Source organism: Jatrophihabitans fulvus, from assembly GCF_054781375.1.
The window spans coordinates 426839-451983 of record NZ_BAAGUN010000003.1 but is presented as its reverse complement, the minus strand read 5'-3'; the positions used below and the strand labels follow the sequence as shown (position 1 = coordinate 451983).

Here is a 25145-nt window from a genome sequence, read left to right as displayed (position 1 = left end):
GACGGCCGGGTGGGCTCAGCGAGCTGCGGCCCGCTCCGGGCGGGCCTGGCGTTCCCCCGACGCATCACCGCTCGGCGGAGTCGGCTCGGGTCCGAACACGTCCTCGTAGAGCGCGCGGACGACCTGCTCGGCGGTGCGGCCGGCCGACTCGACGAGCCGGATGCGTCCGGACAGCGCGACGTACGCGGCGTCGAGGCCGGCGTGCCAGTCGTCCACGGCCACGCCGCGGGCGGCGGCGAGCGAGGTGGCGACCTTCACCAGGTCGATGGCGCCGCGCACCGACGAGCCGACGCGCACGTCGTCGTGATCACGGGTGCGGCGCACCAGCTCGACGACCCGTCCGCGCCACACATCCGGCACGGCGGGACCGCGGGCGACGACGATGGCGGCCTCGTCCACGGCGCTCTGGTAGCCCATCGCGATGCGACAGGTGCGGTCGTAGACGGCGGACGAGATGCGGGCCGTGCCCACCGCGTCGAACGGGTTCATCGCGGCGACGATGCGGAAGCCCGGGGCGGCCGCGATGCGCCCGAGCCGCGGCACGTGCAACTCGCCCTCGCTCATGACCGTGATGAGGACGTTGAGCGTCTCTTCGGGGACGCGGTTGAGCTCCTCGACGTAGAGCAGTCCGCCGTCGCGCAACGCGGCGACGAGGGGGCCGTCGACGAAGATCTCCTCGACGTACCCGTCGGACATCACCCGGGCCGGGTCGAAGTGTCCGACCAGCCGCGCCGGGGTCAGCTCGGCGTTGCCCTCGACGAAGTGGAACGGGACGTCGCGGGTGGTGGCGACGCGGCGCAGCAGGGTGCTCTTGCCGGTGCCGGGCGGGCCCTCGAGGACGGTGTGGGCCCCGCTGTCGAGCGCGGCCAGGAGGAGTTCGACCTCCCGGCCGCGCCCGATGGCGTCGATGGGTTCACTCACGCCCTGGATCAGGCGGCGTGGTCGTGGACGACGATGCCGCGGACGTTCTTGCCGTTGAGCAGGTCGTCGTAGCCCTCGTTGACCTCGTCGAGGGTGTACGTGCGGGTGATGATCTCGTCGAGCTTGATGTCGCCCGACTGGTACAGCCCGAGGATCTTCGGGATGTCGACGGTCGGGTTGCAGTCGCCGAACAGGCTGCCGACGATGTTCTTGCGGAACAGCGTCAGGATCGTGCCCGGGATCTGGATGGTCGTCTCCATCAGCTTGTTCAGGCCGGTGAGCACGACCGTCCCGCCCTTGCCGACGGAGTTGAAGCCGTTGCCGACGATCTCGGCCGTCATGAGGCCGGGCGTGAGGATGGCCGAGTCGGCCATCTGGCCACGTGTCAGCTGCGTGATCGTGTCGATGGCTTCCTCGGCGGACGCGAACGCGTGCGTCGCCCCGAGCTCCATGGCCTTCTCGCGCTTGTTCTCGAGCGGGTCGATGGCGACGACGTTCTTGGCGCCGGCGAGCCGCGCGCCCTGGACGGCGTTGATGCCGATGCCGCCGATGCCGAAGATCGCGACGGTGTCTCCCGCCTGCACCTTCGCGGTGTTGACGGCGGCACCCCAGCCGGTGGGCACGCCGCAGCCGACGAGCACGGCCTTGTCGAGCGGCAGGTCGTCGTCGACCTTCACCACGGAGTTCTGGTGGATGACGCCGTACTGGCTGAACGTGCCGAGCATGCACATGGCGCCGTAGTCGCCGCTCTTGCCCTTGTACGGGAAGTGCTCGCCGGGCAGGTAGCCCTCGAGGATGCTCGCGCCCATGTCGCAGATCGACTGCTGGCCGTTGGCGCAGTAGCGACAGGTGCCGCAGTTCGGGATGAACGAGCAGACGACGTGGTCGCCCGCCTTGACGCGCGTGACGCCCGGGCCGACCTCCTCGATGACGCCCGCGCCCTCGTGCCCGAGCACCATCGGCATGCGCGCCTCGAGGTCGCCGTGCGCGACGTGGATGTCGGAGTGGCAGAGCCCCGCGTAGAGGTAGCGGATGAGCACTTCGCCCTCGCGCGGCTTGTCGAGTTCGAGCTCCTCGACCTCGATGCGCTTGCCGGGCTCGTAGATGACTGCTGCCTTCGTCTTCACGCTGCGGTGCTCCTTCTCGTCGTCGCGACTTCGAGGGTCCGAGGGACGGTTGCGAGCGTATGCCCTGCGTCACACCCCGGGACAGGTTCTGCGGCAGGGTCTGGCCGGTCGGCCAGGTAGGGACGCCCCCGTCGCGGCCGGTGTGCGCAGCGCCACGCAGCTCCCGATCCGGCACAGGTTCCAACCACGGTTTACGGGGTAAACCTCGATCGTCGCAGGATCGGTTGTGCGCAACCTTTCCCGCGCGGACCTGTCAGGACACGTCGAAGGAGACCTCCCGTGAGCACCGCTCGATCCGACGCCGCCCGCCGTTGTGCGGCCGAACTGCTGGGCACCGCCCTGTTGGTGATCGGTGGTGTGGGCACCGCGGTGCTCGCGCCCCAGGTCGGCCAGCTCGGCATCGCGCTCGCCTTCGGCTTCACGCTGTTGGTGCTCGCGTTCGCCATCGGCCCGATCTCGGGCGCTCACGTGAACCCCGCCGTGACCATCGGCCTGACGATCGCCAAGCGGCTGCCCGTCAAGGACGCCGTCGGCTACGTCGTCGCGCAACTGCTCGGCGGCATCGCCGGCGCCGCGGTCGTCCGGGCGATCGCCGCCAACCGCAAGGGCTACGACCTGACCCGCGACGGCCTGGGCGCGAACGGCTGGGGCGACGCGTCGAAGGGTGGCTACGGCTTCGACGCCGCGCTCGTCGCCGAGATCGTGCTGACCGCCGTCCTCGTCTTCACCGTGCTGGCCGCCACGGCCTCCGCCGCGGGGTCGGCGTCCGCCGCCGTCGCCGGCATCCCGATCGGCATCTCGCTGGCCGTCATCCACCTCGTCGCCATCCCGATCGACGGCACCAGCGTCAACCCGGCCCGCAGCCTGGGGCCGGCGCTGTTCGCCCGCGGCGACGCCCTCGATCAGCTGTGGCTGTTCCTCGTCGCGCCGGTCGCCGGCGCGATCGTCGCCGCCGTGCTCTACGCGGTGCTGATGCCGGGGCGTGAGGCGAAGCCCGTCACCGACGCCGCCGACTCCACCGCCGACCCCCGGCACGCCGGGGTCTGAGAACCACCGTCCGCAGCCCGGCCGTCGCCCGACGGCCGGGCTGTGCCGTGTCCCCGGTCGTGTTTGCCGCGGACGGCGCACGGGCAGGTCGGTTGCGACGGTCGAGACCACGGCTGCGTCACGATGCGGCCGCGCGCTCCTGCGACGGGCGCAGAGGAGTCGACCTTGAGCAGGATCTGGAACGGCATCGTCACGGGCATGCTGGCCGGCGCCGCGGGCGCCACCGCCAAGAACGCCGTCAGCTACCTCGACCAGGCGGTCACGCAGGACGCCCCGCCGAGCTCGCCGCAGAGCAGCGCCGTCGGCGGAACCGCCGGCGCGGTGACCGACGCCGCACCGGGGCAGCAGAGCTCCGCCGTCACCGGTAACCGCGCCGCCGCCCTCGGCAACCTCGGCGGTCTGGGCATCGGGCTCGGCGTCGGCGCCGTCGCCGGCGCGCTGCGCGGCGACCACGCCACGCCCAACCCCGTCGTCGCCGCGTCCGCGGTCGGTGTCGCGGCGATGGCCGTCGGCAACGGGCTCGCCGCCGCCACCGGACAGTCGTCGGCGCGTTCCGGCGGCAACCTGGCGCGCGACCTGGTGGCGCACCTCGCCTACGGCGCGGTCACGTCCTGGGCGCTGCACCGCCTGCTCGACCCGCGGACGCCGGCCGTGGCGCGCATCAACCCGTTCCGGTAGCCGTCCGGCCGGTCACGACGCCGGCAGGTCGACCTCGACGCTCGTGCCCGACGGGCCCGAGTCGAGGTCGACCCGGCCGCCGTGCGCCTCGACGGCGGCCCGCACGATCGCCAGGCCGAGCCCGCTCGACCCGCGAGAGGTCGTCCGCTCCCCTCCGCCGCGCACGAAGCGGTCGAAGGCGTGCCCGGCGAGTTCCGGAGGCATGCCGTCGCCGTCGTCGGCCACGACCAGGCGGACGCGGTCGCCGAGCGACGTCGCCGCGATGGTCACGCCCACGGTGACGGTCGTGCCGGGCGCGGTGTGCACCGCCGCGTTCGAGAGCAGGTTCGACACGACCTGGCCCAGCGCGTGCGCGTCGCCGCGCACCTCGACCGGATGGTCGGGCAGCGCGAGGCGCCAGCGATGGTCCGGGGCGGCGGTGCGGGCGTCGTCCACGGCGTCGAGCGCCAGGCGGACGACGTCGACCGGGTCGCGCGCCGGTGGCCTTCCCGAGTCGAGCCGGGCGAGCAGCAGCAGGTCCTCGACGAGGTGTCCGAGCCGCTCGCCCTGGGCGGCGATGCGCCGCAGCGACCGTTCGACGTCCGACGGCAGGGTGTCGCCGCCCTCGCGCAGCGCGAGTTCGGCGTGGCTGCGCACGACGGCCGCGGGCGTCCGCAGCTCGTGACTGGCGTCGGCGACGAAACGCCGCAACCGCCGCTCGCTCTCACCGCGGACGGCCAGCGCCGAGTCGACCTGGTCGAGCATCGCGTTGACGGCCCGCGCGAGCGCATCGATCTCGGAGCCACCCGGCCCCGGTCGGGCGCGCTGTGGCACCCCCTGCCGGTCGAGCGGCAGCGCGGCCACCTCGGTCGCGGTCGCCGCGACCCGCGTCAGGGGCCGGAGCATGCGCCGCAGCAGGCCGGCCGCCAGCAGCACGATCACGAGCAGCGCGCCGGCGAACACGGCGAGCACGACGGCGGCGAGCTTGTGGATCGTCGACTCGATCGACTCCGTGGGCAACCCGGTGACGAGCACGTCACCGTTGCGGCCCCGTACACCGAGGACGCGATAGTCCCCCACTCCCTCGAGATCGAGCGAACGGGGGGACGACGACGGGGTCACCCCGCCGAGCCGGTCGAGGGCCGCACGCGGCAGCGGACGCCGCAGGTCACGGTCGGCGCGCACGACGGCCGCCGACACCACCCGTCCGCCGCGGATGCGGGCACCGAGCGTGCCCGCGAGCTGTCCCTCGACGAGGTCGTACCGGTCGTCACCGTCGCGGTCGCTCTCCAGCCCGGCGCTGAAGCGCGCTCCCGCCGCCCGCAGCTCGTCGTCCAACCGGTCGGTCAGCACCCGACGGACGACCAGCACGCTGATCGCCGCCGCCGCCGCGAGCGCGAACGTGACGACGAGCGCGAGCACCGCGGTGAGCCGTCCCCGCAGCGTGGCGGGGACCATGCGCCGGCGACGCCCGCCGGTCACGGCGCCGGTTTGAGGATGTATCCGACCCCGCGGACGGTGTGGATCATGGGCTCGCGGCCGCGGTCGATCTTGCGTCGCAGGTAGGAGATGTACAGCTCGACGACATGGGCGTCGCGACCGAAGTCGTAACCCCAGACACGATCGAGGATCTGTGCCTTCGACAGCGCCCGGCGCGGGTTGCGCAGCAGCATCCGCAGCAGCTCGAACTCCGTCACGGTCAGCTCGATCCGCTCGCCCGCGCGGGTGACCTCGCGCGCGTCCTCGTCCATCACGAGGTCGCCCACCACCAGCCGCACCCGCTCGTCCACGGCCGGACGGGCGGCCCCGGCCCGCCGCAGCAGACCGCGCAGTCGCGCCAGCAGCTCCTCGTTCGCGAACGGCTTCGTCAGGTAGTCGTCCCCGCCCGCGGTGATGCCCGCGACGCGGTCCTCGACGGCGTCGCGCGCGGTCAGGAACAGCACGCAGACGTCGGGGTCGGCCGCGCGCAGGTGGCGCAGCACGTCGAGACCCGTCATGTCCGGCAGCACGACGTCGAGCACCACGACGTCCGGCGGCTGCGCCCGCGCGGCGCGCAGGGCAGCGTTGCCGTCGAGCGCGCAGGCGGTGTCCCAGCCCTCGAGCGTGAGCACGCGCGTCAGCGCCTCGGCGAGGTCGCGCTCGTCCTCCACGACGAGGGCACGCACCGGGGTCACCCCGCCAGCATGCCTGCCGTCACTTCTTGTAGGCGTCGTGCCAGGCCGCCTGGGCCCCTGTGTCGCCGATGCGGATCACCTGGACGACCGTGACGACCGCCAGCGCCACCATCACGACCGACACGACGACGCGGACGGCCGGCTTCGCCGCGAGATCGGCGAGACCACCGCGAGGCTTGGCCTGCGTACCGGGACCGTCGCGCCGCGCGGCGGGCACGCGGTCGAGCAGCCAGAACACCAGCGTCGCGACGAACAGCAGCGCGACCCAGAGGAGCAGACCGTCCCCGAGTTCCGCGTGCCGCTCGACCAGCTGGTCCTCGCCGACGCGTTCCTCGAGCCACTCCCCGGCGTTCGTGGTGATCGGCACGAGCACGAGGCACACCAGCGCGAGCACCGGCAGCGCGACGCCGATGCGGCGCCGAGCGGCGGGCCACACCGCGGCCGCGACCGCCGCGAGCGCGAGCAGCGGGAGGAGCACGACCACCGCGTGCACCAGCAGGACGTGGGCCGGCAGGCCGTTGATCGTCGACATGCCCCCGACCGTCCCCGGCGAACCTCTCGAAACCCTCTCAGTCGCAGGTCACGCCCAGTCGCGCTGCGAGCGGCGCGACCAGTAGTCGTCCGGCGCCTCGGGCGAAGCGGTGAGCGAGGCGAGCTCGTGCCCGTCGAGGACGAGGTCGGCGGCGGCCAGGTTGCTCCGCAGCTGCTCGACGGTCACCGCACCGCTGAGCACGCGGGGCGACCACGGCTGCGCGAGCGCGGCGGCGAGCGCGACCGTGTCGGCGGCGACGCCGCGGCGCCGGGCGAGCTCGCGGACGGCGCCGGCGCCCGCGGACGGGTCGTCGGAGCCCGGGGCGAGCCGGCCGTTGGCCATGCCCTCCTTCACGACGACGGCAGCGCCGGCGTCCGCCGCCTCGGCCAGCGCCGGCCCGACCGACGTCTCGAGCACGTTCCAGGTCGACTGCACGACCGTGAACAGGCCGAGCTCGAGGGCACGGCGGACGGTGTCCGCCTGCGCGGGACCCGAGGTGGAGAACCCGACCCGCACGCCCTCGTCGCGCAGCCGGGCGAGCCCGTCGAGCGCGCGGCGGTCGTCGAACAACGGGTCGTCGGGCATGAGCGAGTGCACCTGGTAGACGGCGAGCCGGTCTCCCAGGATCGAGCGCGTCAGCGCGAGTTGCTCGTCGAACGCGTCGGCGGAATGGTCCTTCACCTCGTGGACGTCCGCGTCGAGCCGCCAGTCGCCGACGTAGCGGTAGCCCCACTTCGACGCGACCACGACATCGGCGGCACCCGGCCGCCCGTCGAGCCAGGAGGCGAGGAACTCCTCGGCCCGGCCGTAGGACCGGGCGACGTCGACGTAACGCACGCCGGCGTCGTAGGCGGCGTCGAGCACCCGCGCGGTGCGGTCGCGCAACGCCGAGACCGAGCGGTCGTCGCCGAGGTCGGCGCCGCGGCCGGCGGTGATGTACGCGGGCCGCGCGAGCGCCGCGAGCCCGAGCCCGAGCCGTTCGATCATGCTTGTCCCCGTTCCGTCGGCGCTGCCAGGATCGGGAGGTCCCGTCCCCCGATCCCCCGGAGTCTTGCGCATGACGCACCTCGTGAACGACCTCGACAACGTCGTCACCGAAGCCGTGGACGGCCTCGTGCGTTCGTCCGGCGGGGCCCTCGCCCGCCTCGACGGCTACCCCGACGTCAAGGTCGTGGTGCGCGCCGACTGGCAGCGCGACAAGGTCGCGCTGGTGTCGGGCGGCGGGTCGGGACACGAGCCGGCTCACGCCGGGTTCGTCGGGCGGGGTCTGCTCACGGCGGCCGTGTGCGGCGAGATCTTCGCCTCGCCCAGCGTCGACGCGGTCTACGCCGCGATCACCGCGGTCACCGGTGACGCCGGCTGCCTGGTGATCGTGAAGAACTACACCGGAGACCGTTTGAATTTCGGACTCGCTGTCGAGCGCGCCCGCAACGCCGGCCTGGACGTCGAGATGGTGATCGTGTCCGACGACATCGCCCTCGACGACGCGGCGCAGCCGCGCGGCCTGGCGGGCACCCTGCTGGTGCACAAGATCGCCGGCGCCGCGGCCGAGCGCGGCGACGACCTGCAGGCCGTGGCGGCGGCGGCGCGCGAGGTCGCCGACGGCGTGCGCACCCTCGGCGTCTCGCTGAGCCCCGTGGCCATCCCGGGACGTCCGGTCGAGGACCGCATCGCGGAGGGCCGCGCCGAACTCGGCCTCGGCATCCACGGCGAGCCGGGCGCCGAGACGATCGACGTCGAGAGCTCGCGGGCCGTCGTCGCCACCATGGCCGGGCGCCTCGCCGCGGCGGTGCCCGACGGGCCGGTGTTCCTTCTGGTCAACAACCTCGGCGGCATCGCCGCGCTCGAGCTGGGGGTCGTGCTGCGCGACGTGCTCGACACCCCGCTCGGTGAGCGGGCCGAGCTCGTCGCCGGACCCGCGGCGCTGATGACCTCGCTCTCGGCGCAGGGGCTCTCGCTGTCGGCGTTGCCGCTGACCGATGCGGTCCGCGAGGGCCTGCGGGCCGGCACCGCACCCCATGCCGCGTGGCCCGGCGTGCGCACCGTCGGCGACGTCGAGGTCCGTCCGCTGCCCGACGTCGCGATCGAGACGCCGGAACCGTCCTCCGACGACGCGGTACGCGCGCTGCTGGACGCCGTGTGCGAGGCCGTCATCGGTGCCGAGGCGGAACTGAACGCCCTCGACGCCAAGGTGGGCGACGGCGACACCGGGTCGACCTTCGCCACCGCCGCCCGACGGGTGCGCGACGCCCTCGACCGGTTGCCACTGGCCGACCAGGCGCAGCTGTTCACCGCGCTGTCGACCATCCTGTCCACGGGCATGGGCGGGTCCAGCGGCGTGCTGGGGTCGATCTTCTTCGCCGCCGCGGGCACCGAGCGGGCCGGCGGCGCCGACCTCGCCACGTCCCTGCTCGCCGGCGCGGAGTCGATGCAGCAGCACGGGGGTGCGGCCGTCGGCGACCGCACGCTGCTGGACGCGCTGGTCCCCGCCCTCGAGGCGCTGCGCGACGGCTCGCCGGCCGACGCGGCGGACGCCGCCGAGGCGGGCGCGCGACACACGGCGACGATGACGAAGGCCGCGGCCGGGCGGTCGGCCTACGTGTCGGACGAACACCTGAACGACGTGCAGGACCCGGGCGCCGCCGCGGTGGCGGTGATCGTCCGCGCGGCCGCCGGTTCCGTCTCCTGAGCCGGCCCGGCCGGCCCGCGGCGGGTACGACCGTGGTGTGATCACGTCGGTCGTTCCAACCGTCGCCGGGTTGGGAAAGATCGATCGTGCCCCGTCCCACCAGCGGCGAGAAGCCGTGACCGCCACCGAGACTCCCCCTGCCCGGGGCACCGACACCGTGTCCGAATCTGCGCCACTCGCCCCCGCCGAGGCCCTGCCCGAAGCGACCCCGCTGCCGGGCGCTCCGGACGGAGCGTTCGACCGGTTCGCCGCGCTCGTGCGCGAGGCGCTGCAGGTGCCGGTCGCGCTGGTCTCGCTCGTCGACCGCCAGGGCCAGGTCTTCCCCGGCGCCGTCGGCCTGCCCTCGCCGTGGAACGGCATCCGTCGCACCCCGCTGAGCCACTCGTTCTGCCAGTACGTCGTCGCCAGCGACGAGCCGCTCGTCGTGCGCGACGCCCGCACCGATCCCCGGGTGGCCGGCAACCTCGCCATCACCGAGATCGGGGTCGTGGCCTATGCCGGCGTGCCGCTGCGCGACATCGGTGACCGCGTCGTCGGGTCGCTGTGCGCCATCGACGACAACCCCCGCGACTGGACGCCGCGCGAACTGCACCTGCTCACCGAACTCGCCGCGGCCTGCTCGGCCGAGCTGCGACTGCGCTCGACCGCCGCCCTCGCCCGGCGCGCCGGCAGTCGCGCCACGGCCCTGCTCGAACTGTCCGAGACCTTCATGCTCACCGACTCGGTCGAGGACGTCTCGCGCGCGGTGCAGTACCTCGCCACGGCTCACCTGGACGCCGTTCACGGCGCGGTGGCCGTCGTCGACCGCGAACGCGAGCTGCTCCACTACGTCACCCGTCCCGACGCCGTCGAGTCACCGGACGCCGGGAGCACGCCGTGGGCGAGCACGTTCCCGCTGCCGCTCGAGTCGCCGTCGACCGAGGTCGCGCGCACCGGGATCCCTCAGCTCTACGAGACCCTCGATGCGCTCGCCGGGGTCTACCCGGTGACGTCCGAGCGCGTCGCGCGCGCGGGCGGGCAGGCCAGCGTCTTCTACCCGCTGCACGTTGCCGGCCAGGTCATCGGCACGGTCGCCGTGCTCTGGCCGACCGAGCGCCGTTTCGACGCCGACGACCGCACCCTGCTCGCGGCCCTGGGGCGCTACACCGCCCAGGCGGCTCATCGTGCCCTGCTGCTCGCCGACCGCCGACGCGTCGCCAACATGCTGCAGCTGTCGATGCTGCCGGCGCTGCCCGAGACCGACTGGGTACGGCTGGCCACCCGGTACGTGCCGGCCAGTGCCGCCGATGCCGTGGGCGGCGACTGGTACGACGCGTTCGTCCGTCCGGACGGGCGGTTGTGCGTCTCGGTGGGTGACGTGCAGGGCCACGACGTCGAGGCGGCGAGCGTCATGGGCCGGCTCAGTTCGATGATCCGTGGTGTTGCCCTGGCCCACCCCGGCACGCCGGCCGATGTGCTCGTCGCCGTCGACTCCGCCCTCGAAGCCGCCCCGCTCGGCCGGTACGGCACGACGGTGCTCGCCACCGTCGACCCGCCGACGCACCGGGCGCCCGCCGTGCTCACGTGGGCGAACGCCGGCCATCCGCCGCCGCTCGTGATCACCGCCGACGGTGTCGCGAGCTTCCTCGAGGTCCGGCCGCACCGTCCGCCGGTGGGCCTGGGCCTGCGACCGGCGCGCGAGGCCCACCGCCACGAGCTGCCGGCCGGGTGCACGCTGCTGCTGTTCACCGACGGCCTCGTCGAACGCCCCGGCCGCGACCTCGACGCCCGGCTGGCGCTGCTCGCTGGCCTCGCCGCCGACAACCGCCACCGCCCCCTGGCCGAGCTCATCGACGTCCTCGTGCAGCGCATGCAGGCCGACCACGGGGAGGAACGGCGCGACGACGTGCTCGTCATGGGTCTGCGGGTGCCCGTGAGCGCGCCGGCGTAGGCGGGTCGCCACCCCGGGTCCGTCCGGAGGGTGGGATGCTGGGCCACCGCTGGAACCACCGGCCGCTGCCCGACCGAGGGGGATCCTCGATGCGCCGCACCGTCGTCACGATCGGCGCGTCCGCGGGCGGGGTCGAGGCGTTGCGCCTGCTGATGTCGGGCCTGCGAGCCGATTTCCCCGGCACGATCCTGGTGGTGCTACACATCCCGCCCTACGGCGGCAGCGCGCTCCCCGCGATCCTCGACCGCGCCGGGCCGTTGCCGGCGCGCCATCCCGTGTCCGGCGAACGGTTCGTGCCCGGCACCGTGTTGGTGGCCCCGCCCGATCACCACCTCGCCGTCGCCGACGACCACGTGCTGCTCACCCGGGGCCCGCGCGAGAACGGTCACCGCCCCGCCGTGGACGTGCTGTTCCGGTCCGCCGCCCGGGCGCTCGGCCCGCGGCTGATCAGCGTGGTCCTGTCCGGGGCGCTCGACGACGGGACCGCCGGCACCGCCGTGGTCGCCGCGCGCGGTGGCGTCACGACCGCGCAGGACCCGGGCGACGCGCTCTACCCGGGCATGCCGATGAACGCGATCGAGCACGTGGGGGTCGACCACGTCGTGAAGATCGACGAGCTGGCCGACCTGCTGCACGACCTCTGCGACGAGGAGGTTGCCGATGTCGAACCGCCGCTGTCACCGTTGCCGGACGTCGAAGCAGACCTCGCGCTCACGGGCGGAGCGGCGACGAACCGGCCGGAGCGACCGGGCCGGCCGTCGGGTTTCTCGTGTCCGGACTGCGACGGCGTGCTGTTCGAGATCGAGGACGGCGACCTCGTCCGCTACCGCTGCCGGGTCGGGCATGCCTGGTCGGCGGAGAGCCTGTTCGGCGAGCAGACCACCCAGCTCGACACCGCGCTGTGGATGGCGTTGCGCGGCCTCGAGGAGAAGGCCGCGCTGGCCCGCACGCTGCGCGAGCGCGCGCTCGAGCGGGGGGACACGCTGACCGCGCAGCGCTTCGCGCAGCAGGACGAGGATGCTGTGCGGGCGGCCACCACGATCCGGACGCTGCTCGAGAACCGCCTGGGCATGCGCGAGGAAGGGCCGTGACGGCTCCGGGACAATGACGGTGGACGACACGGGAGGACGACGAGGCGTGAGCGACGCACCTGACTGGCGCGAACCTCCGGAGGTCGACGCGCCGCCGCCGGACGAGAGCGTCGACCCGTCGTTCGAGCGGCTGCTCGTCCACCTGAAGGAGAGCCGCGGGTTCGACTTCACCGGGTACAAGCGCGCGAGCCTGATGCGTCGCGTCCGCCACCAGATGCAACAGGTCGGCGACGAGACCTTCGACGACTACTACGACCGCCTGCAGGTCGACCCGGGCGAGTTCACCGCGCTGTTCAACACCATCCTGATCAACGTGACCGGGTTCTTCCGCGACGCGGAGACCTGGGACCACCTGGCGTCGTCCGTCCTGCCGACCCTCCTCGACGCGGCCGGTGACGGCCCGATCCGCGTGTGGAGCGCGGGGTGCGCGAGCGGCCAGGAGGCGTACAGCCTGGCCATGGCGCTGACCGAGGCGCTCGGGCCCGCCGCGTTCCGCAACCGCGTGAAGATCTACGCCACGGACGTCGACGAGGACGCGCTGGCGGTCGCCCGCCAGGCCACCTACTCCGACAGGGAGGTGCGCGGCCTGCCGGAGGGCTTTCTCGACCGGTACTTCGAGCCCGTCAACGGCCGGCACGCGTTCCGCAAGGATCTCCGGCGCAACGTGATCTTCGGCCGCAACGACCTGGTGCAGGACGCTCCCATCTCCCGCATCGACCTGCTGGCCTGCCGCAACTCGCTCATGTACTTCAACGCCGAGACCCAGAGCCGGATCGTGTCCCGGCTGGGCTTCGCGCTCAAGCCCCACGGCGTCCTGTTCCTGGGCAAGGCCGAGATGCTGCTGAACCACGCGGCCACCTTCGAGCCGCTCGACCTCAAGCGCCGCTTCTTCCGCAAGACCGCCCGTGCGGACGCGGCCGCCGTGGGGTCGCCCGTCGCGGCCCGCCCGCCTCTCGCCGGCGCCGCGAGCGACGACGTGCAGGCACTGCGCACCGAGGCGTTCCTCACCAGCCCGGTCGCGCAGCTCGTCGTGGACGAGCAGGACCGGCTCGCGCTCGTCAATCACCGCGCGGCCACACTGCTGGGGCTGTCCGAACGCGATCTCGGACGCCCGTTCCAGGACCTCGAGGTGTCCTACCGACCCGCCGAACTGCGCTCGCACCTGGCGGTCGTGCGGCAGCACCGCACCGGCACCTGGCTGCGCGACGTCGAGTGGCAGCGCTCGGCGAACGAGCGGCTGGTCGTCGACATCCAGGTCGTTCCGCTCGTCGATCCGCGTTCGCGGATGCTGGGCGCCGCGATCATGTTCAACGACGTCTCGCGGTTCCGCCGGTTGCAGGACGAACTCCAGACCGCGAACCGCCAGCTCGAGACGGCCTACGAGGAACTGCAGTCGACCAACGAGGAGCTCGAGACCACCAACGAGGAACTGCAGTCGACGGTCGAGGAGCTCGAGACCACCAACGAGGAACTCCAGTCGACCAACGAGGAACTGGAGACGATGAACGAGGAACTGCAGTCGATGAACGACGAACTGCAGGCCACGAACGAGGAATTGCGCGAGCGCACCGGCGAGATCACCACGCTCAACCGCTTCATGGAGTCGATCCTCGGCAGCTTCGACGCGGCGGTGGTCGTGGTCGACCGCGACCTCGTCGTGCGGGTGTGGAACCGGCAGGCGGAGGATCTCTGGGGCCTGCGCGAGGACGAGACGGTGGGCCAGCCCTTCCTCTCCCTCGACACCGGCATGCCCATGGAGCAGGTGCGGCCGCTAGTGCGCGAGGTCGTGTTCGGCGGACGCGAGAACGGCGAGATCCGCGTCGACGCGATCAACCGCCGCGGCCGCCCCGTGCGGCTGCGCATCAGCGTCACGACCCTGCACGCGGACGGCCGCGACCCCGACGGTGCGCTGCTGCTCATGGAACAGCTGGGCTGACGCAGCCGGGTTCGCCGAGGCCTCAGCGCTGCAGCAGCGACGTGGCGCGGCGCCGGGCGACGGCCGCCCGCTGCTGGGCGCGGTGCGCATAGGTCAGCTGACCGCTCGTCTGCATCAGACGGGCGGCGGTCGCGTGCAGCAACGCGGCCTGCCGCGCGGCCGCGGCGCTGCGCAACCGGGCCTCGACCGCGAGCCGACGCTGGGCTCCCCGCGCCGCGCGCGCGTTGGCCGACGCCGCGGGCGGCAGCGGTGCCGGTCGGCCCGAGTAGCGCACCGGGAAGCCGGGCAGTCCCGCGTCGAGGAAGCACTCGTTCAACGTCTGCGCGATGAGGTCGTGCTCGACCCTGTCGCAGGCGGCGCCCTCGATCCGGTCGACGAAGACGGGGAACGACGCGGTGCCGCCGTTGGCCGCGTACCGCCACCAGACCTCGTCCGCGTCCTGACCGGAGAGCGCCAGTCCGTCCGCCAGCGTGAACCCCGTCGGGTCCGTCATCGAAGCTCCTGGAGATCCGAGTCGGGTCCGTGTCGACCCAGGTTCCAGGGTAGGGCCGGGCGGCGGCGGTCGGCACCCGGCCCGCGAGCGGGTAGCGTTCGGACGACCATCGTCCTGAACGCCGGAGGGGATGTCATGGCGGGGCAGTCGAACGAGCGGGCCGAGGCCGCCTCGTCCGAGACCGTCGACGCCGACCTCCGCCGCGAACTCGAGGCGGCTCGCGCGCGCATCGACAATCTCCTGCGCGCACTGGACACCAACCGCACGATCGGCGTCGCCATCGGGGTCGCCGTCGAGCGCTGGAAGCTCTCCCCCGAGGGCGCGTTCGACCTGCTGCTGTCGGTGAGCCAGCGGACGAACCGCAAGCTGCGCGACGTCGCCGCCGAGGTCGTCGAGACCGGAGCGGTGCCCGGCATCGACGACGCCGGGCGCTGACTGCGACGGTGAGCCGGCGGTGGCGTCCCGGCGTCAGGCGTCGACGGGTGTGGGAAGAGCGACCAGACCGAGCCGCACGAGCGTGTCGCCGGTCTCGCGCGCGAGGCTCTGCAACTGCTCGAGGGTCCCGGCGGACACGTCCGGATCGGTGCGGGCCCAGTAGACGCCGAGGGCGCCGACCGCCGGTTCGCCCATCGGCACCATCGCCATGCTGGACACGAACGTCGGACGGTAGGCCGCCAGCGGCACCCGGTCGTCCAGCGTGATGTCGGCGACGACGGCGGGACGACCGTGCGTCATGCACCAGCCGCTGAGGCACTCGGTCACGGGGAACCGCTGACCGCGCCACAGTGGGGCGATGGCGTCCTCGTCGACGTAGCAGCAGTCGTCGCCGTCGCGCAGCACGAACGTCGCCCCGTGTGCGTGCGCGATGCGGCGGGCCGACCCCAGCACGGCCGCGCACAGGACGGTGAACGACAGTCCGCGCGGCAGCGCGGCGGCCACACGCGGGGTGGGCGGGCTCTGCTCCATGGGGGATCTCTTCGATCGGTGCTGCGTGCTGGGACTGTTTCCAGCGCGACGGGGTGAAATCCCGTCCGACGGGATGGTGCCCGCACCCGTCGGATGATCACGGGGCCAAGGTCCCGTCTTCCGGGAATGTCGTTATCGTCCGCAGCAACGACACGGAAGGTGGGGCCGATGGCGACCGTCGCACTCGTCGGGACACTCGACACCAAGGCCGAGGAGTACGCCTGGCTGCGCGAGCGGCTCGTCGCGCTCGGCGTCGAGGTGGTGGTCGTCGACGTCGGGGCGTTCTCGACGGACCCGCTCGCCGACGTCACGTCCGACGCCGTCGTCGAGGCCGCGGGCGAGGACGCCGCCGCACTGCGCGAACGCCGCGACCGCGGTGAGTCGATGACGGTGATGGGACGCGGCGCGGCGGCCGTCGTCCGGCGATTGTTCGACGGCGGACGGCTGCACGCGGTGCTCGCCGTGGGCGGCTCCGGAGGTTCGTCGGTGGCGGCTCCCGCGCTGCAGGCGCTGCCGGTCGGTGTCCCCAAGCTGCTCGTCTCGACCATGGCCAGTGGCGACGTCGCACCGTACGTCGGCGAGGTCGACGCCACGCTCATGTACTCCGTGGTCGACGTCGCCGGCATCAACTCGGTGTCCGAAGCGGTGCTGGGCAACGCGGTGGCCGCGGTCGCCGGGATGGCGCAGGCGTACGAGGCACGGGCGGCGCGCCCGACGCAGCACCGGCCGCTCGTCGCGGTCACGATGTTCGGCGTCACCACCCCGGCGGCGGACGAGGCCCGGCAGCGGCTCAGCGAGCACGGTTACGAGGTGCTGGTCTTCCACGCCACCGGCACCGGCGGACGGGCGATGGAGAAGCTCGTCGAGTCGGGCATGCTCGCCGGCGTCTGCGACCTCACGACCACCGAGCTCGCCGACGACCTCGTCGGCGGTGTGCTCAGCGCGGGTCCGCACCGGCTCGAGCTTGCGGGACGGCTGGGCGTGCCGCAGGTGGTGAGCCTCGGCGCTCTCGACATGGTGAACTTCGGGCCGGAGGACACCGTCCCCGACGGCTTCCGCGACAGGCTGCTCTACGTGCACAACCCCACCGTCACTCTCATGCGCACGACCGCGGACGAGATGGCCGAGCTCGGTCGCCGCATCGCCGCCAAGCTCGCGGCGGCCACCGGGCCGACAGAGCTGCTCGTGCCGCTGCGCGGCGTCAGCGCGATCGACGTCGAGGGTGCCCCGTTCCGCGACGCCGAGGCCGACGAGGCGTTGTTCACGGCGGTGCGCGAGGGGCTGGCGAAGACGCACGTCGCCGTGCACGAACTGGACCAGGCGATCAACGACCCGGGTTTTGGCACCGCGGCCGCCGACGCACTGCACCGGCTGATCGGAGGCACCTCATGACCCGCGCAGAGATCCTGGAGCGCTTCCGCGGGCTCGTCGCCGGCGGCGGCACGATCATCGGCGGCGGGGCGGGCACCGGCATCACCGCGAAGTCGGCCGAGGCGGGCGGCATCGACCTGCTCATCATCTACAACTCCGGACGCTTCCGGATGGCCGGGCGCGGGTCGCTGTCGGGCCTGCTGCCCTACGGCGATGCGAACGCCATCGTCCTGGAGATGGCGAACGAGGTGCTGCCGGTCGTGTCCCGTACGCCGGTGCTCGCCGGGGTGTGCGGCACCGACCCGTTCCGGGTGATGCCGCACTTCCTGCGCCAGGTGAAGGACATCGGCTTCGCGGGCGTCCAGAACTTCCCGACCGTCGGCCTCATCGACGGCGTGTTCCGCGCCAATCTCGAGGAGACCGGCATGGGCTTCGGGCTCGAGGTCGACATGATCGCCGCCGCGCACGAGCTCGACCTGCTCACCGCGCCCTACGTGTTCGACGAGGACCAGGCGGCGGCGATGGCCCGCGCGGGTGCCGACATCCTCGTGCCCCACATGGGGCTGACGACGTCGGGGACGATCGGCGCGCAGACCGCGCTCACGCTCGACCAGGCGGCCGAACGGGTGCAGGCCCTGGCCGACGCGGCCAAGCGCGTGAACCCCGACATCCTGTGCCTGTGCCACGGTGGCCCGATCGCCGAACCCGACGACGCCGGGTACGTGCTCGCGCACACCGAGGGCGTCGTCGGGTTCTTCGGCGCCTCGTCCATCGAGCGGTTGCCCACCGAGGTCGGCATCCGGGAGCAGACGGAGCGCTTCAAAGCCATCGGTGCGAGCGGACGCTGACGCTCACTCGACCACGGCCATGCGGCTGTCGTAACCGGTGGCGGGGTCGACGGTGCGTCCGCTCGCCCACCAGTTCTCCTTCGCGGTCTCCAGTACCCGGATCATGACCTCGTCCGGACCGACGCCGGCGGTGCGGCCCAGGTGCTCGACGACCGTGTCGAACAGCCGCGCCTTCGCACCGGCGCTGCGGACGTTGAACGAGAACGTCACGAAGATCATCCGGTCGGTGCGCGGGATCGTGAACATGACGTCGCTGTGGAAGAGGGTGTCCGCACCGAACTCGTGGAAGGCGTGGATGCGGTCGTCCTCGGGGATGCCGAGCGCCTCGATCATCGCCTCGTGGAGGGCATCGGAGATCGCGCGGCGCTCGTCGGCGGTGTACGCGCCGGCGTGCAGGTCGACGGTCGTGAACGGCATGGTCTTTCCTCTCGTGACCGGCGGAGGGTCCGCCGGACGGGTCAGGCCTGCGGGGCAGGCACGTCGAAGCACGTCAGCAGGGCCGACGTGGCCAGGTACTGGCCGATGAGCTGAACGAGCACGACGGTGTCGCGCTCGCCGAAGGTGGCGACCACCTCGCCGTAGAGGTCGTCGTCCACCGCGCGCTCGCGGACGAGCGCACGGGCCAGCCGGTGCGCGAGGTGCTCGGCGGGTGACAGGCCGGCCGGGTCCGCCCCCCGGACGATCGCGCGGACGTCGTCGTCGCCGATGCCGGCACCGGCGGCGGCTGCGCCGTGCGCGTGGACGACGAACGCCGCGCCGTACTCGGCGCCGACCGTGAGCACGGCGATCTCGCGGACGCGAGCGTCGAGCCCGGCGGCCGAGACGGCCTCGGCCCACGCGAGCTGTGCCGCGGCCACGGCCGGTGCCCGCAACATCGCGTTGAAGGGACCGATCAGCCGGCCGTCGTCGAGCATGGCCCGGTAACCGGAGCGCCGGCCCCGGGCGACCCGGGTCTCGACGAGCCGTGCGTGCAGTTCGCGCTGGTCGTCGTCCAGCTCGTCCGGTGCCAGCAGCGGCAGCCGGCCGCCCAGGTTCTCGCTCACGTCCACGACGGTAGGCCGGACGCGAGCATGCGACCAGCGAATGTCCGGCATGTTGCCTATGCTTGATGCGCATGGACACCACGGCGTTGGCGACCATCCGCGTTGTGGCCGAGCAGGGCAGCTTCACGGCGGCAGCGTCCGTGCTCGGCTACACGCAGTCGGCCGTGTCGCGGCAGGTCGCCGCGGCCGAGCACGAACTCGGCACCGTCTTGTTCGACCGGGTGCGCGGTGGCGTCCGCCTGACACGTTCCGGCTCCACCGTGCTACGTCACGTCGTCGAGGCCCTCGACGCTCTCGACGCGGCGCGGCGCGAGGCCACGTCCACGGCTCCCGCACGGCGCCGGGTCCGGCTCGGCGCCTTCGCGTCCGCCGGGGCGATGCTGCTGCCGCGCGCCGTCGCGGTGATGCGCAGCAGTGCACCGGACGTCGAGCTCGTCACGCGGGAGGGCACGTCGCCGTCGCTCGTCCGTGCGGTGCGGTCGGGATCGATCGACGTCGCGCTGGTGACGTCACGACCCCCGCACCGCTCCCCCGACCAGGAGTCCCCACCCCTCGTCGTGCACACCCTGTTCGACAGCGAACTGGCCCTCGCCGTTCCCTCGGCGAGCGGGTGGGCGCGGTCGGCCACCGTCGAAGCCGCGACCGCGGCGGACGCGCCGTGGATCGCCTCGCCGTCGACGGGCGACGAGCCGCAGCTCGGTGTCTGGCCCGGACTGCCCGGCCGTCCGCGTGTGCGGCACACCGCCCGCGACTGGGCGACGAAGCTGGCGCTGGTCGCGAGCGGTGCGGGTGTCACCTCGGTGCCGCGCGAGCTGCTGCCGCACCTGCCGGACGGGGTCACCGTCGTCCGCATCGACGGTGTGCCCGCGGAACGGCGTCGGGTGTCGCTGGTGCACCGCCGCGACGCCTCACGATCGGACGTCGCGACCGTGCGCCGCGCGTTCACGGAGGTCGCGGCGTCGTTGACCTGACGCGGTCACCCGGGTGCCGGGCTGCTCCACACCACGCCACCGAGCTCGTCGACCACGTGCTGCGCGACGGCGCGCGCGAGCGGCACCCCGTCCGGACGGCCGATCGAGCAGCGCAGTTCGAGCCACCAGTAGGGCACGTCCGGCTCGTCCGCCACACCGAGCAGCCGGGACGCCTCTCCCGGCACCGCCACCCGCACCGGCGTCATCATCGACACGACCAGGGTGCGGTCGGCGTCGTACAGCCGCAGCACGTTGCCCGGCTCGTTGGGGCCCACCCGCAGCTCGGGATCGGCGGCGGCGATGGCCCGCAGCAGTGCCTCGCCGTCCGGCGGGGCGGACACCAGCGCGACGACGTCGTGGGTCACGACCCCCTCCCGAAGTCGGCCACCTGCACGGTCTGGCGCGGTTCACCGCGGCGCACGAGGAACCCCCGTCCGGGGGGCTGCGGCGCGGCGTAGGTGCCGGGCAGCGGTGCGCCCTCGCTGCGGTCGCCGTTCATGATGAGACCGGTGCCTCCCGTGTCGCGCAGCAGCGCCACGAACCGCTCGAACATGACGCCGGACCAGCCCGCGACGGGCCGGGACAGCACCACGTGCAGCCCGATGTCACGGGCCGAGGGCAGGAAGGGCAGGAAGCCCTCGAGCGGGTTGCCGCCGCCCGCGGTGAGCACGTCGTGGTCGTCGACCAGCAGCACGATGCGGGGCCCGTCGATCGTGCGATTCGGGGTGGCATCGGGGTCGGTGGCGGCGTCGGGCATCCGTCCGGACAACTCCTGCACGATCGCGGACGTGAGGTTCACCCCGAGCTCGGCGTTGCCCGCGTACCCGCCGACGTAGTCGGTGGGCACGACTCCGGTGAGCCCGCGCCGCGGGTCGTACATGGCGAGGACGAGTTCCTCGGTCGAGTGCCGGGCGGCGAGCCCCGCCGCGATGCCACGCAGCAGGGTCGTCTTGCCGCACCCGGCGTCGCCGAGCACGAGCAGGTGCTGGTCGCGGCCGAAGAGGTCCAGGGTGGCCGGCGCCAGCGTGGCCTCGGCGATGCCGATGGGGACGGCGTCCGGTTCGTCGATCTCGTCCGGGAGGTCCTCCGGCCGGACGGTCGCCGGCAGTACCCGCACCGCCGGCGCCCGGCGCCCGTCCCAGGCCGTGCCCGACGCGCGGCCGAGGTCGCGCAGCGCGTCGGTGACGTCCGCGGTGGCGTCGGCGTCCGGGTCACGGTCGTCGACCTCGGGCACGCGGCCGTCCGACCGGGGCAGCGCCGTCTGCGCGACCAGTGTGTCGCCGGTGCGCGTGTCGACGAGCAGCGCGCGTCCCGGCGGCGCCTTGCTCAGCGTGGCCGCGAGCTTGCGGTCGAGCACCGAGTCGCCCGGGTCGTTCAACCGCAGTTCGACCCGGGTGCCGATCGTGGGTTGCAGCGCGATCTTGAGGTCGTTCCACCGCAGCAGCGAGAGCACGACATGGACGCCGAACCCCGGACCGCGCACGAGCAGGTCGGTGACCCGTTCCTCGAGCTCCTCGTGGTCGGTTTTGAGCGTTCCTGCGCCATCGACGACGAGGACGACGTCGGCGCTGGGCAGCTCGGTGACGTCACCGGCGGCGCGGCGGCGACGCAGGTCGGCCATCGAGTCGACGGAGTGGTCGCGGAAGACGAGCTCACGGTGGTCGAGCATCCCCGTCAGTTCGTCCATGGTGCGCAGCAGCCGCTCGCGATCGGTGCGCACCGCGACGCCGCCGACGTGCGGGAACTCGCGCAGCACCGCCAGCCCCTCGCCGGCGAGGTCGAGCCCGTAGACGCTCACCTCGGACGGCGTGTGCGTGAGCGCGAGGCCGGCGACGAGGGTGCGCAGCCAGGTGGTCTTGCCCGCCTGGGGACCACCGATCACGGCGGCGTGCCCGCCGGCGGCGGTCAGGTCCAGCAGCCACGGTTCCTGCCGTTGCCGGGCAGGATCATCCAGCGCGCCGACGGGGACGTGCATCGGGGGCACGCGCGTCGCGAACTGCACTCCTCGCGGACCCCGCGCCGTGCGTCCGACGACCCGGTCGAGGGTGGTCGCCCGCGGCAGCGGCGGCAACCAGATCGTGCGGGTCGGACGACCGTCCGCGGCGGCGCTGCCGACCCGTTCCAGCAGCGCGCCGAGCACCGTCTCGCGCACAGCGCGGTCGGGCAGGGCGGCGGACGGGTCGGTGCGGGTGTCGACGCCGTTGGCCGCGAGCAGTCCCGGGTAGAGCGGCTGCTGCAGCACCCGGCGCCCACCTGCCGGGTCCTCTCCCGGCGCCGGACGGGCCTCGACGGTGCGGGTCGCCGGTCCGGACACGAACGCCGACCGAAAGCGGGTGTAGACGCTGGTGTCGACCTTGAGGAAGCCGTACCCGGGCAGCGAGGGCAGGTGGAACGCGTCGCCGGTGTCGAGCACGACCTGCGACTCAGCCTCGCTGAACGTGCGCAGCCCGAGCCGGTAGGACAGGTACGTCTCGAGGCCCTTGAGCTTGCCCGCCTCGATGCGCTGGCTCGACAGCAACAGGTGGACGCCGATCGAGCGGCCGATACGGCCGATGGTCAGGAACAGATCGATAAAGTCGCCCTGTGCGGTGAGCAGCTCGCCGAACTCGTCGATGACGACGAGCAGGTGCGGCAGCGGCGGCAGGTCGGGACGCTCGTCACGCAGGGCGCGGTAGTCGTCGACGCCAGCGAGGTTGCCGGCGTCGCGCAGCACGCGCTGCCGGCGCACGATCTCGCCCTGCAGGCTCGCGTGCACCCGCTCGATGAGGCCGGGCTCGTCGGCGAGGTTGTCGATGAGCCCGGCGACGTGCGGCAGCGCGGCGAAGGGCGCGAACGCGGCACCGCCCTTGTAGTCGACGAGCACCATGGCGAGGTCGTCCGGCGGGTGGGTGACCGCGAGCGTCGCGACGAGCGTGCGCAGCAGTTCCGACTTGCCCGACCCGGTCGCGCCGACGCACAGCCCGTGCGGACCCATGCCGAGCTGCGCCGACTCCTTGAGGTCGAGCAGCAGCGGCGCGCCGCCGTCGTCGACACCGATCGGCACGCGCAGGAAGTCCAGCGGCGCGCGCGGCTGCCACAACGCGGCCACGTCCAGTTCCTCGGGACGCTCGACGCCGAGCAGCGCGGCGGTGTCGACCGAGCCCACCTGCACCTGCTCGGCCAGGGTGGAGCGCGACAGCCGCAGCGCGGCCAGCGACCGCGCCACGCCCGCGAGCAACGCGGGCGGGCAGGGGTCCAGCGAGCCGGTGGTGACCACCGGCGCGTCGGGGTCGCGGAGGTCCTCGACGGTCACCGCTCCCTCGTCGTCGACGGTGATGCGGATCGTCACGTCGGACGGTTCGTGCAACCGCTCCGTCACGAGGTGCAGGACGGTGATGCCGGCGTCCGCCGGGGTCAACGTGGCGTCGGGCAGCGGCATCGGGACGGCGACGTCACCGCGGCTGTCGGACAGCACGAGCAGCCGGGGCGCGAGCCGGGCGGTGTCGCTGCCGGACAGGCCGCGGCGCGCCTCGGCCGCGATGGTGGCGCGGGACGACAGCTCGCCCGCCATGGTGCGGGCGAGCCCGGGGAGGTCGCGCCCGATGCGCCGGGCGGGGACGGGACCGTCGCGCAGCCCGTCGTCCAGCACGTGCGGCAGCCAGCCGAGCGGCAACCACTCGGCGCCCCGGTCGGGTGGGACCGCCAGCGCGATGGCGACGTCGTCGGGCGCGTGGAAGGCAGCCGCCTGCGCGAGCAGGGCGCGTGCCGCGGCGGCGACCGCGGCGGACGGCCCGACCACGGCGACGTCACCCGCGCGGTCGAGCGGCACGGGAAGCGGTAACCCGGGTGCGGTGCGGTAGCGCTCGGCGAGCCGCTCGGCCTCGGCCTTCATGAACTCGTCCGTCGGCTGGGTCGGCTCGCCGCTGTCGGGCACGGTGACCTCGCGCCAGGCGACGGTGCCCGTGCCCAGCCGCAGCCGCAGGAAGTCGCTGTCGGCGCGCCGCCGGTCCCAGCGGCGGGCGGGGTCGAGCACCACGCCGGGCAGTGCGGCCGGATCGGGGTCGACGATGCGCGCCGTCCGCAGCGCGCCGGTCTCCTCGGCGAGCAGCCGCTCGGACAGTTCCTCGAGGTAGTCGAGGTAGCGCTCGCGGTGCAACCGGCGCTGCCGGTTGCCCTGGGCGCGGCTGCCGAACAGGGCGAGCACGCCGCCGAGCAGCGCGACGACCATCACGAGCGCGCCGACGGCCACGAGCACCGGGTTGTTGCGCAGCGTGATCATCATGGTCATCGACGACATCGCGCCGACCATGGGCAGCAGCGCCTGCACCGGCGGACCGCCCGTTCGCTTGTCGGGCAGCAACGGCGGCGCGGAGAGCTCGAGCGGCTCCGGTGCCGGAACCGGACGCACGTCGCGGGCCGGACGGTGGACGACGCGGGTGGTCATCGCGCCACCGCCGTCGGCAGGGCGGTGTCGAGCACCTGGGCGGCCAGCCGCAGCGCGGAGCGGTGCGTGGCGTCGTCGAGCCGCGCGAGCCGGTGCGGGAACCCGGGCGCCAGGGCGGGGTCCGGGCCGAGCTCGGTGACGGGGACGTCGGCGCGCACCCGGGCGCGGCGGCCACCCCCCACGTCGCCCGGACGGCGGTTGACGACCACCACGGTGCGTCCGGCCCACCCGACGCGTGCCTCGTCGCGGAACTGCCGCAGCCGCGCCAGTACGGCGTCGATGCCGTCGGCCCTCCCGGACGTCACCAGCACCAGCGCGTGCGCGCGCTCGAGCAGCAGGTCGACGGTGCCGGGACCGGCGGCGTGGCCGAGGTCGGTGACGGAGATGTCGAACCAGCGGGCGAAGGGCGCGAACGCGACCGCGTAGGTGTCGGCGTCCGGCCCTCGGGTCGCCTCCCGGTACGCCCAGCCGGGGTCGGGCCGGTTGGGCAGCAACCACAGGTCGCGGCCGAGCGGGGTGAGCACGCCGTCGATGTCGGTACGCACCCCGATGCGCGGCGGGCGCGCGGCCAGATCGGGCAGGGTGCGCACCGGCTCGGCGCCGAACACGTGGTGCAGCGGGTTCGCGCCGGGGGCGGCGGCGTCGACGAGCAGCACCGGGTCCTGGCGGCGGGCGGCGAACGCGACGGCGAGCAGCCCGGACACCGTCGTGGTGCCCTGTCCGGGCTCGACCGACAGCACCGCCACGCGGCGTCCGGACGTCACGGCCGCACCCATCGAGAGCTGCAGCTCGACGTACTCGCGCGCGTCGCGCGTCGCGGCCACGCCGGTGGCGCGCCGCAGCAGGCGCGCGGCCCGCACCCGAGCGGACGGGCGGGCCGGCGGTGCGGGGTCGCGGTGGTGACGAGGGGCGGTCATGGCTGCATG

The 25145-nt window shown here is 73.6% G+C and carries 23 protein-coding genes; 10 read left to right on the top strand and 13 right to left on the bottom strand.

What is annotated here, in order from left to right; all coding sequences use genetic code 11:
- Positions 1-15 precede the first annotated feature (15 nt).
- Positions 16-921 (bottom strand): AAA family ATPase, encoded by a 906-nt coding sequence (locus ACYVP9_RS14070; RefSeq protein WP_460605489.1) that lies wholly within the window; start codon positions 919-921, stop codon positions 16-18.
- Positions 922-929: 8 nt separating this feature from the next.
- The gene (locus tag ACYVP9_RS14065) at positions 930-2048 is read right to left on the bottom strand and encodes an NDMA-dependent alcohol dehydrogenase (RefSeq protein ID WP_460605488.1); all 1119 of its coding nucleotides are present in this window, start codon (positions 2046-2048) and stop codon (positions 930-932) included.
- A 279-nt stretch (positions 2049-2327) separates the two neighbouring features.
- Between ACYVP9_RS14065 and ACYVP9_RS14060 the strand changes: the two genes are divergently transcribed.
- Both ACYVP9_RS14060 and ACYVP9_RS14055 read left to right on the top strand, forming a co-directional pair.
- Positions 2328-3095 carry an MIP/aquaporin family protein gene (locus ACYVP9_RS14060; RefSeq protein WP_460605487.1) on the top strand — a complete coding sequence of 256 codons (768 nt, stop codon included), beginning with the start codon at positions 2328-2330 and terminating at the stop codon, positions 3093-3095.
- A 165-nt stretch (positions 3096-3260) separates the two neighbouring features.
- Entirely contained in the window at positions 3261-3773 is a 513-nt protein-coding gene (locus tag ACYVP9_RS14055; protein WP_460605486.1) for a hypothetical protein, read from the top strand.
- Positions 3774-3785: 12 nt separating this feature from the next.
- Here the strand turns inward: ACYVP9_RS14055 and ACYVP9_RS14050 are convergent, their stop codons facing one another.
- The 4 genes from ACYVP9_RS14050 to ACYVP9_RS14035 are packed head-to-tail and all read right to left on the bottom strand — an operon-like array spanning position 3786 to position 7445.
- Positions 3786-5234 (bottom strand): sensor histidine kinase, encoded by a 1449-nt coding sequence (locus ACYVP9_RS14050; RefSeq protein ID WP_460605485.1) that lies wholly within the window; start codon positions 5232-5234, stop codon positions 3786-3788.
- The gene (locus ACYVP9_RS14045) at positions 5231-5926 is read right to left on the bottom strand and encodes a response regulator transcription factor (RefSeq protein ID WP_460605484.1); all 696 of its coding nucleotides are present in this window, start codon (positions 5924-5926) and stop codon (positions 5231-5233) included. Before ACYVP9_RS14045 ends, ACYVP9_RS14050 begins: the two co-directional genes overlap by 4 nt.
- A 19-nt stretch (positions 5927-5945) precedes the next feature.
- Positions 5946-6458 carry a DUF2231 domain-containing protein gene (locus tag ACYVP9_RS14040; protein ID WP_460605483.1) on the bottom strand — a complete coding sequence of 171 codons (513 nt, stop codon included), beginning with the start codon at positions 6456-6458 and terminating at the stop codon, positions 5946-5948.
- A 48-nt stretch (positions 6459-6506) separates the two neighbouring features.
- The gene (locus ACYVP9_RS14035; RefSeq protein ID WP_460605482.1) at positions 6507-7445 is read right to left on the bottom strand and encodes an aldo-keto reductase family protein; all 939 of its coding nucleotides are present in this window, start codon (positions 7443-7445) and stop codon (positions 6507-6509) included.
- A 70-nt stretch (positions 7446-7515) separates the two neighbouring features.
- Between ACYVP9_RS14035 and ACYVP9_RS14030 the strand changes: the two genes are divergently transcribed.
- From ACYVP9_RS14030 to ACYVP9_RS14015, 4 genes are all read left to right on the top strand, one after another.
- Positions 7516-9147 carry a dihydroxyacetone kinase family protein gene (locus ACYVP9_RS14030; RefSeq protein ID WP_460605481.1) on the top strand — a complete coding sequence of 544 codons (1632 nt, stop codon included), beginning with the start codon at positions 7516-7518 and terminating at the stop codon, positions 9145-9147.
- Positions 9148-9262: 115 nt separating this feature from the next.
- Positions 9263-11077, top strand: a complete 1815-nt coding sequence (locus ACYVP9_RS14025; RefSeq protein ID WP_460605480.1) for a GAF domain-containing SpoIIE family protein phosphatase — start codon at positions 9263-9265, stop codon at positions 11075-11077.
- 89 nt (positions 11078-11166) lie between these two features.
- On the top strand, positions 11167-12168 hold the full coding sequence (locus ACYVP9_RS14020) for a chemotaxis protein CheB (protein ID WP_460605479.1): 1002 nt from the start codon (positions 11167-11169) through the stop codon (positions 12166-12168).
- Positions 12169-12214: 46 nt separating this feature from the next.
- Positions 12215-14104: a CheR family methyltransferase gene (locus tag ACYVP9_RS14015; protein ID WP_460605478.1), complete on the top strand. Its 1890-nt coding sequence runs from the start codon at positions 12215-12217 to the stop codon at positions 14102-14104.
- Between the two features lie 22 nt (positions 14105-14126).
- Here ACYVP9_RS14015 and ACYVP9_RS14010 read toward each other — a convergent pair whose 3' ends face one another.
- Positions 14127-14597, bottom strand: coding sequence for a hypothetical protein (locus ACYVP9_RS14010; RefSeq protein ID WP_460605477.1), 471 nt, complete (start codon positions 14595-14597; stop codon positions 14127-14129).
- Between the two features lie 135 nt (positions 14598-14732).
- On the opposite strand from ACYVP9_RS14010, the gene ACYVP9_RS14005 reads away from it, so the two are divergent.
- A complete protein-coding gene (locus ACYVP9_RS14005) occupies positions 14733-15032 on the top strand; it encodes an ANTAR domain-containing protein (RefSeq protein WP_460605476.1) in 300 nt (99 codons plus the stop codon).
- 33 nt (positions 15033-15065) lie between these two features.
- On the opposite strand, the gene ACYVP9_RS14000 is transcribed toward ACYVP9_RS14005, so the two are convergent.
- Positions 15066-15563 (bottom strand): GAF domain-containing protein, encoded by a 498-nt coding sequence (locus tag ACYVP9_RS14000; RefSeq protein ID WP_460605475.1) that lies wholly within the window; start codon positions 15561-15563, stop codon positions 15066-15068.
- Positions 15564-15731: 168 nt separating this feature from the next.
- On the opposite strand from ACYVP9_RS14000, the gene ACYVP9_RS13995 reads away from it, so the two are divergent.
- Positions 15732-16955, top strand: coding sequence for a Tm-1-like ATP-binding domain-containing protein (locus tag ACYVP9_RS13995; protein ID WP_460605474.1), 1224 nt, complete (start codon positions 15732-15734; stop codon positions 16953-16955).
- Positions 16952-17782 carry a phosphoenolpyruvate hydrolase family protein gene (locus ACYVP9_RS13990; RefSeq protein ID WP_460605473.1) on the top strand — a complete coding sequence of 277 codons (831 nt, stop codon included), beginning with the start codon at positions 16952-16954 and terminating at the stop codon, positions 17780-17782. The genes ACYVP9_RS13995 and ACYVP9_RS13990 overlap by 4 nt, the downstream gene beginning before the upstream one ends.
- Before the next feature lie 3 nt (positions 17783-17785).
- On the opposite strand, the gene ACYVP9_RS13985 is transcribed toward ACYVP9_RS13990, so the two are convergent.
- Both ACYVP9_RS13985 and ACYVP9_RS13980 read right to left on the bottom strand, forming a co-directional pair.
- A complete protein-coding gene (locus ACYVP9_RS13985; RefSeq protein ID WP_460605471.1) occupies positions 17786-18199 on the bottom strand; it encodes a tautomerase family protein in 414 nt (137 codons plus the stop codon).
- Between the two features lie 41 nt (positions 18200-18240).
- On the bottom strand, positions 18241-18825 hold the full coding sequence (locus ACYVP9_RS13980) for a carboxymuconolactone decarboxylase family protein (protein ID WP_460605470.1): 585 nt from the start codon (positions 18823-18825) through the stop codon (positions 18241-18243).
- A gap of 71 nt (positions 18826-18896) precedes the next feature.
- On the opposite strand from ACYVP9_RS13980, the gene ACYVP9_RS13975 reads away from it, so the two are divergent.
- Positions 18897-19796: a LysR family transcriptional regulator gene (locus ACYVP9_RS13975; protein ID WP_460605469.1), complete on the top strand. Its 900-nt coding sequence runs from the start codon at positions 18897-18899 to the stop codon at positions 19794-19796.
- A 5-nt stretch (positions 19797-19801) separates the two neighbouring features.
- On the opposite strand, the gene ACYVP9_RS13970 is transcribed toward ACYVP9_RS13975, so the two are convergent.
- Genes ACYVP9_RS13970 through ACYVP9_RS13960 form a run of 3 tightly spaced genes read right to left on the bottom strand, consistent with a single transcriptional unit; the run spans position 19802 to position 25136 of the window.
- On the bottom strand, positions 19802-20161 hold the full coding sequence (locus ACYVP9_RS13970) for a hypothetical protein (RefSeq protein WP_460605468.1): 360 nt from the start codon (positions 20159-20161) through the stop codon (positions 19802-19804).
- Positions 20158-24219 carry a type VII secretion protein EccC gene (gene eccCa / locus ACYVP9_RS13965; protein ID WP_460605467.1) on the bottom strand — a complete coding sequence of 1354 codons (4062 nt, stop codon included), beginning with the start codon at positions 24217-24219 and terminating at the stop codon, positions 20158-20160. Before eccCa ends, ACYVP9_RS13970 begins: the two co-directional genes overlap by 4 nt.
- Positions 24216-25136: a MinD/ParA family ATP-binding protein gene (locus ACYVP9_RS13960; RefSeq protein ID WP_460605466.1), complete on the bottom strand. Its 921-nt coding sequence runs from the start codon at positions 25134-25136 to the stop codon at positions 24216-24218. Before ACYVP9_RS13960 ends, eccCa begins: the two co-directional genes overlap by 4 nt.
- Positions 25137-25145: the final 9 nt, after the last annotated feature.

Bases quoted from the DNA above. Each gene is read 5' to 3' on its own strand.
- ACYVP9_RS14040 (WP_460605483.1), bottom strand. From the start codon at position 6,458: ATGTCGACGATCAACGGCCTGCCGGCCCACGTCCTGCTGGTGCACGCG.
- ACYVP9_RS14035 (WP_460605482.1), bottom strand. From the start codon at position 7,445: ATGATCGAACGGCTCGGGCTCGGGCTCGCGGCGCTCGCGCGGCCCGCG.
- ACYVP9_RS14030 (WP_460605481.1), top strand. From the start codon at position 7,516: ATGACGCACCTCGTGAACGACCTCGACAACGTCGTCACCGAAGCCGTG.
- ACYVP9_RS14020 (WP_460605479.1), top strand. From the start codon at position 11,167: ATGCGCCGCACCGTCGTCACGATCGGCGCGTCCGCGGGCGGGGTCGAG.
- ACYVP9_RS14010 (WP_460605477.1), bottom strand. From the start codon at position 14,597: ATGACGGACCCGACGGGGTTCACGCTGGCGGACGGACTGGCGCTCTCC.
- ACYVP9_RS14005 (WP_460605476.1), top strand. From the start codon at position 14,733: ATGGCGGGGCAGTCGAACGAGCGGGCCGAGGCCGCCTCGTCCGAGACC.
- ACYVP9_RS14000 (WP_460605475.1), bottom strand. From the start codon at position 15,563: ATGGAGCAGAGCCCGCCCACCCCGCGTGTGGCCGCCGCGCTGCCGCGC.
- ACYVP9_RS13995 (WP_460605474.1), top strand. From the start codon at position 15,732: ATGGCGACCGTCGCACTCGTCGGGACACTCGACACCAAGGCCGAGGAG.
- ACYVP9_RS13990 (WP_460605473.1), top strand. From the start codon at position 16,952: ATGACCCGCGCAGAGATCCTGGAGCGCTTCCGCGGGCTCGTCGCCGGC.
- ACYVP9_RS13985 (WP_460605471.1), bottom strand. From the start codon at position 18,199: ATGCCGTTCACGACCGTCGACCTGCACGCCGGCGCGTACACCGCCGAC.
- ACYVP9_RS13975 (WP_460605469.1), top strand. From the start codon at position 18,897: ATGGACACCACGGCGTTGGCGACCATCCGCGTTGTGGCCGAGCAGGGC.
- eccCa (WP_460605467.1), bottom strand. From the start codon at position 24,219: ATGACCACCCGCGTCGTCCACCGTCCGGCCCGCGACGTGCGTCCGGTT.
- ACYVP9_RS13960 (WP_460605466.1), bottom strand. From the start codon at position 25,136: ATGACCGCCCCTCGTCACCACCGCGACCCCGCACCGCCGGCCCGCCCG.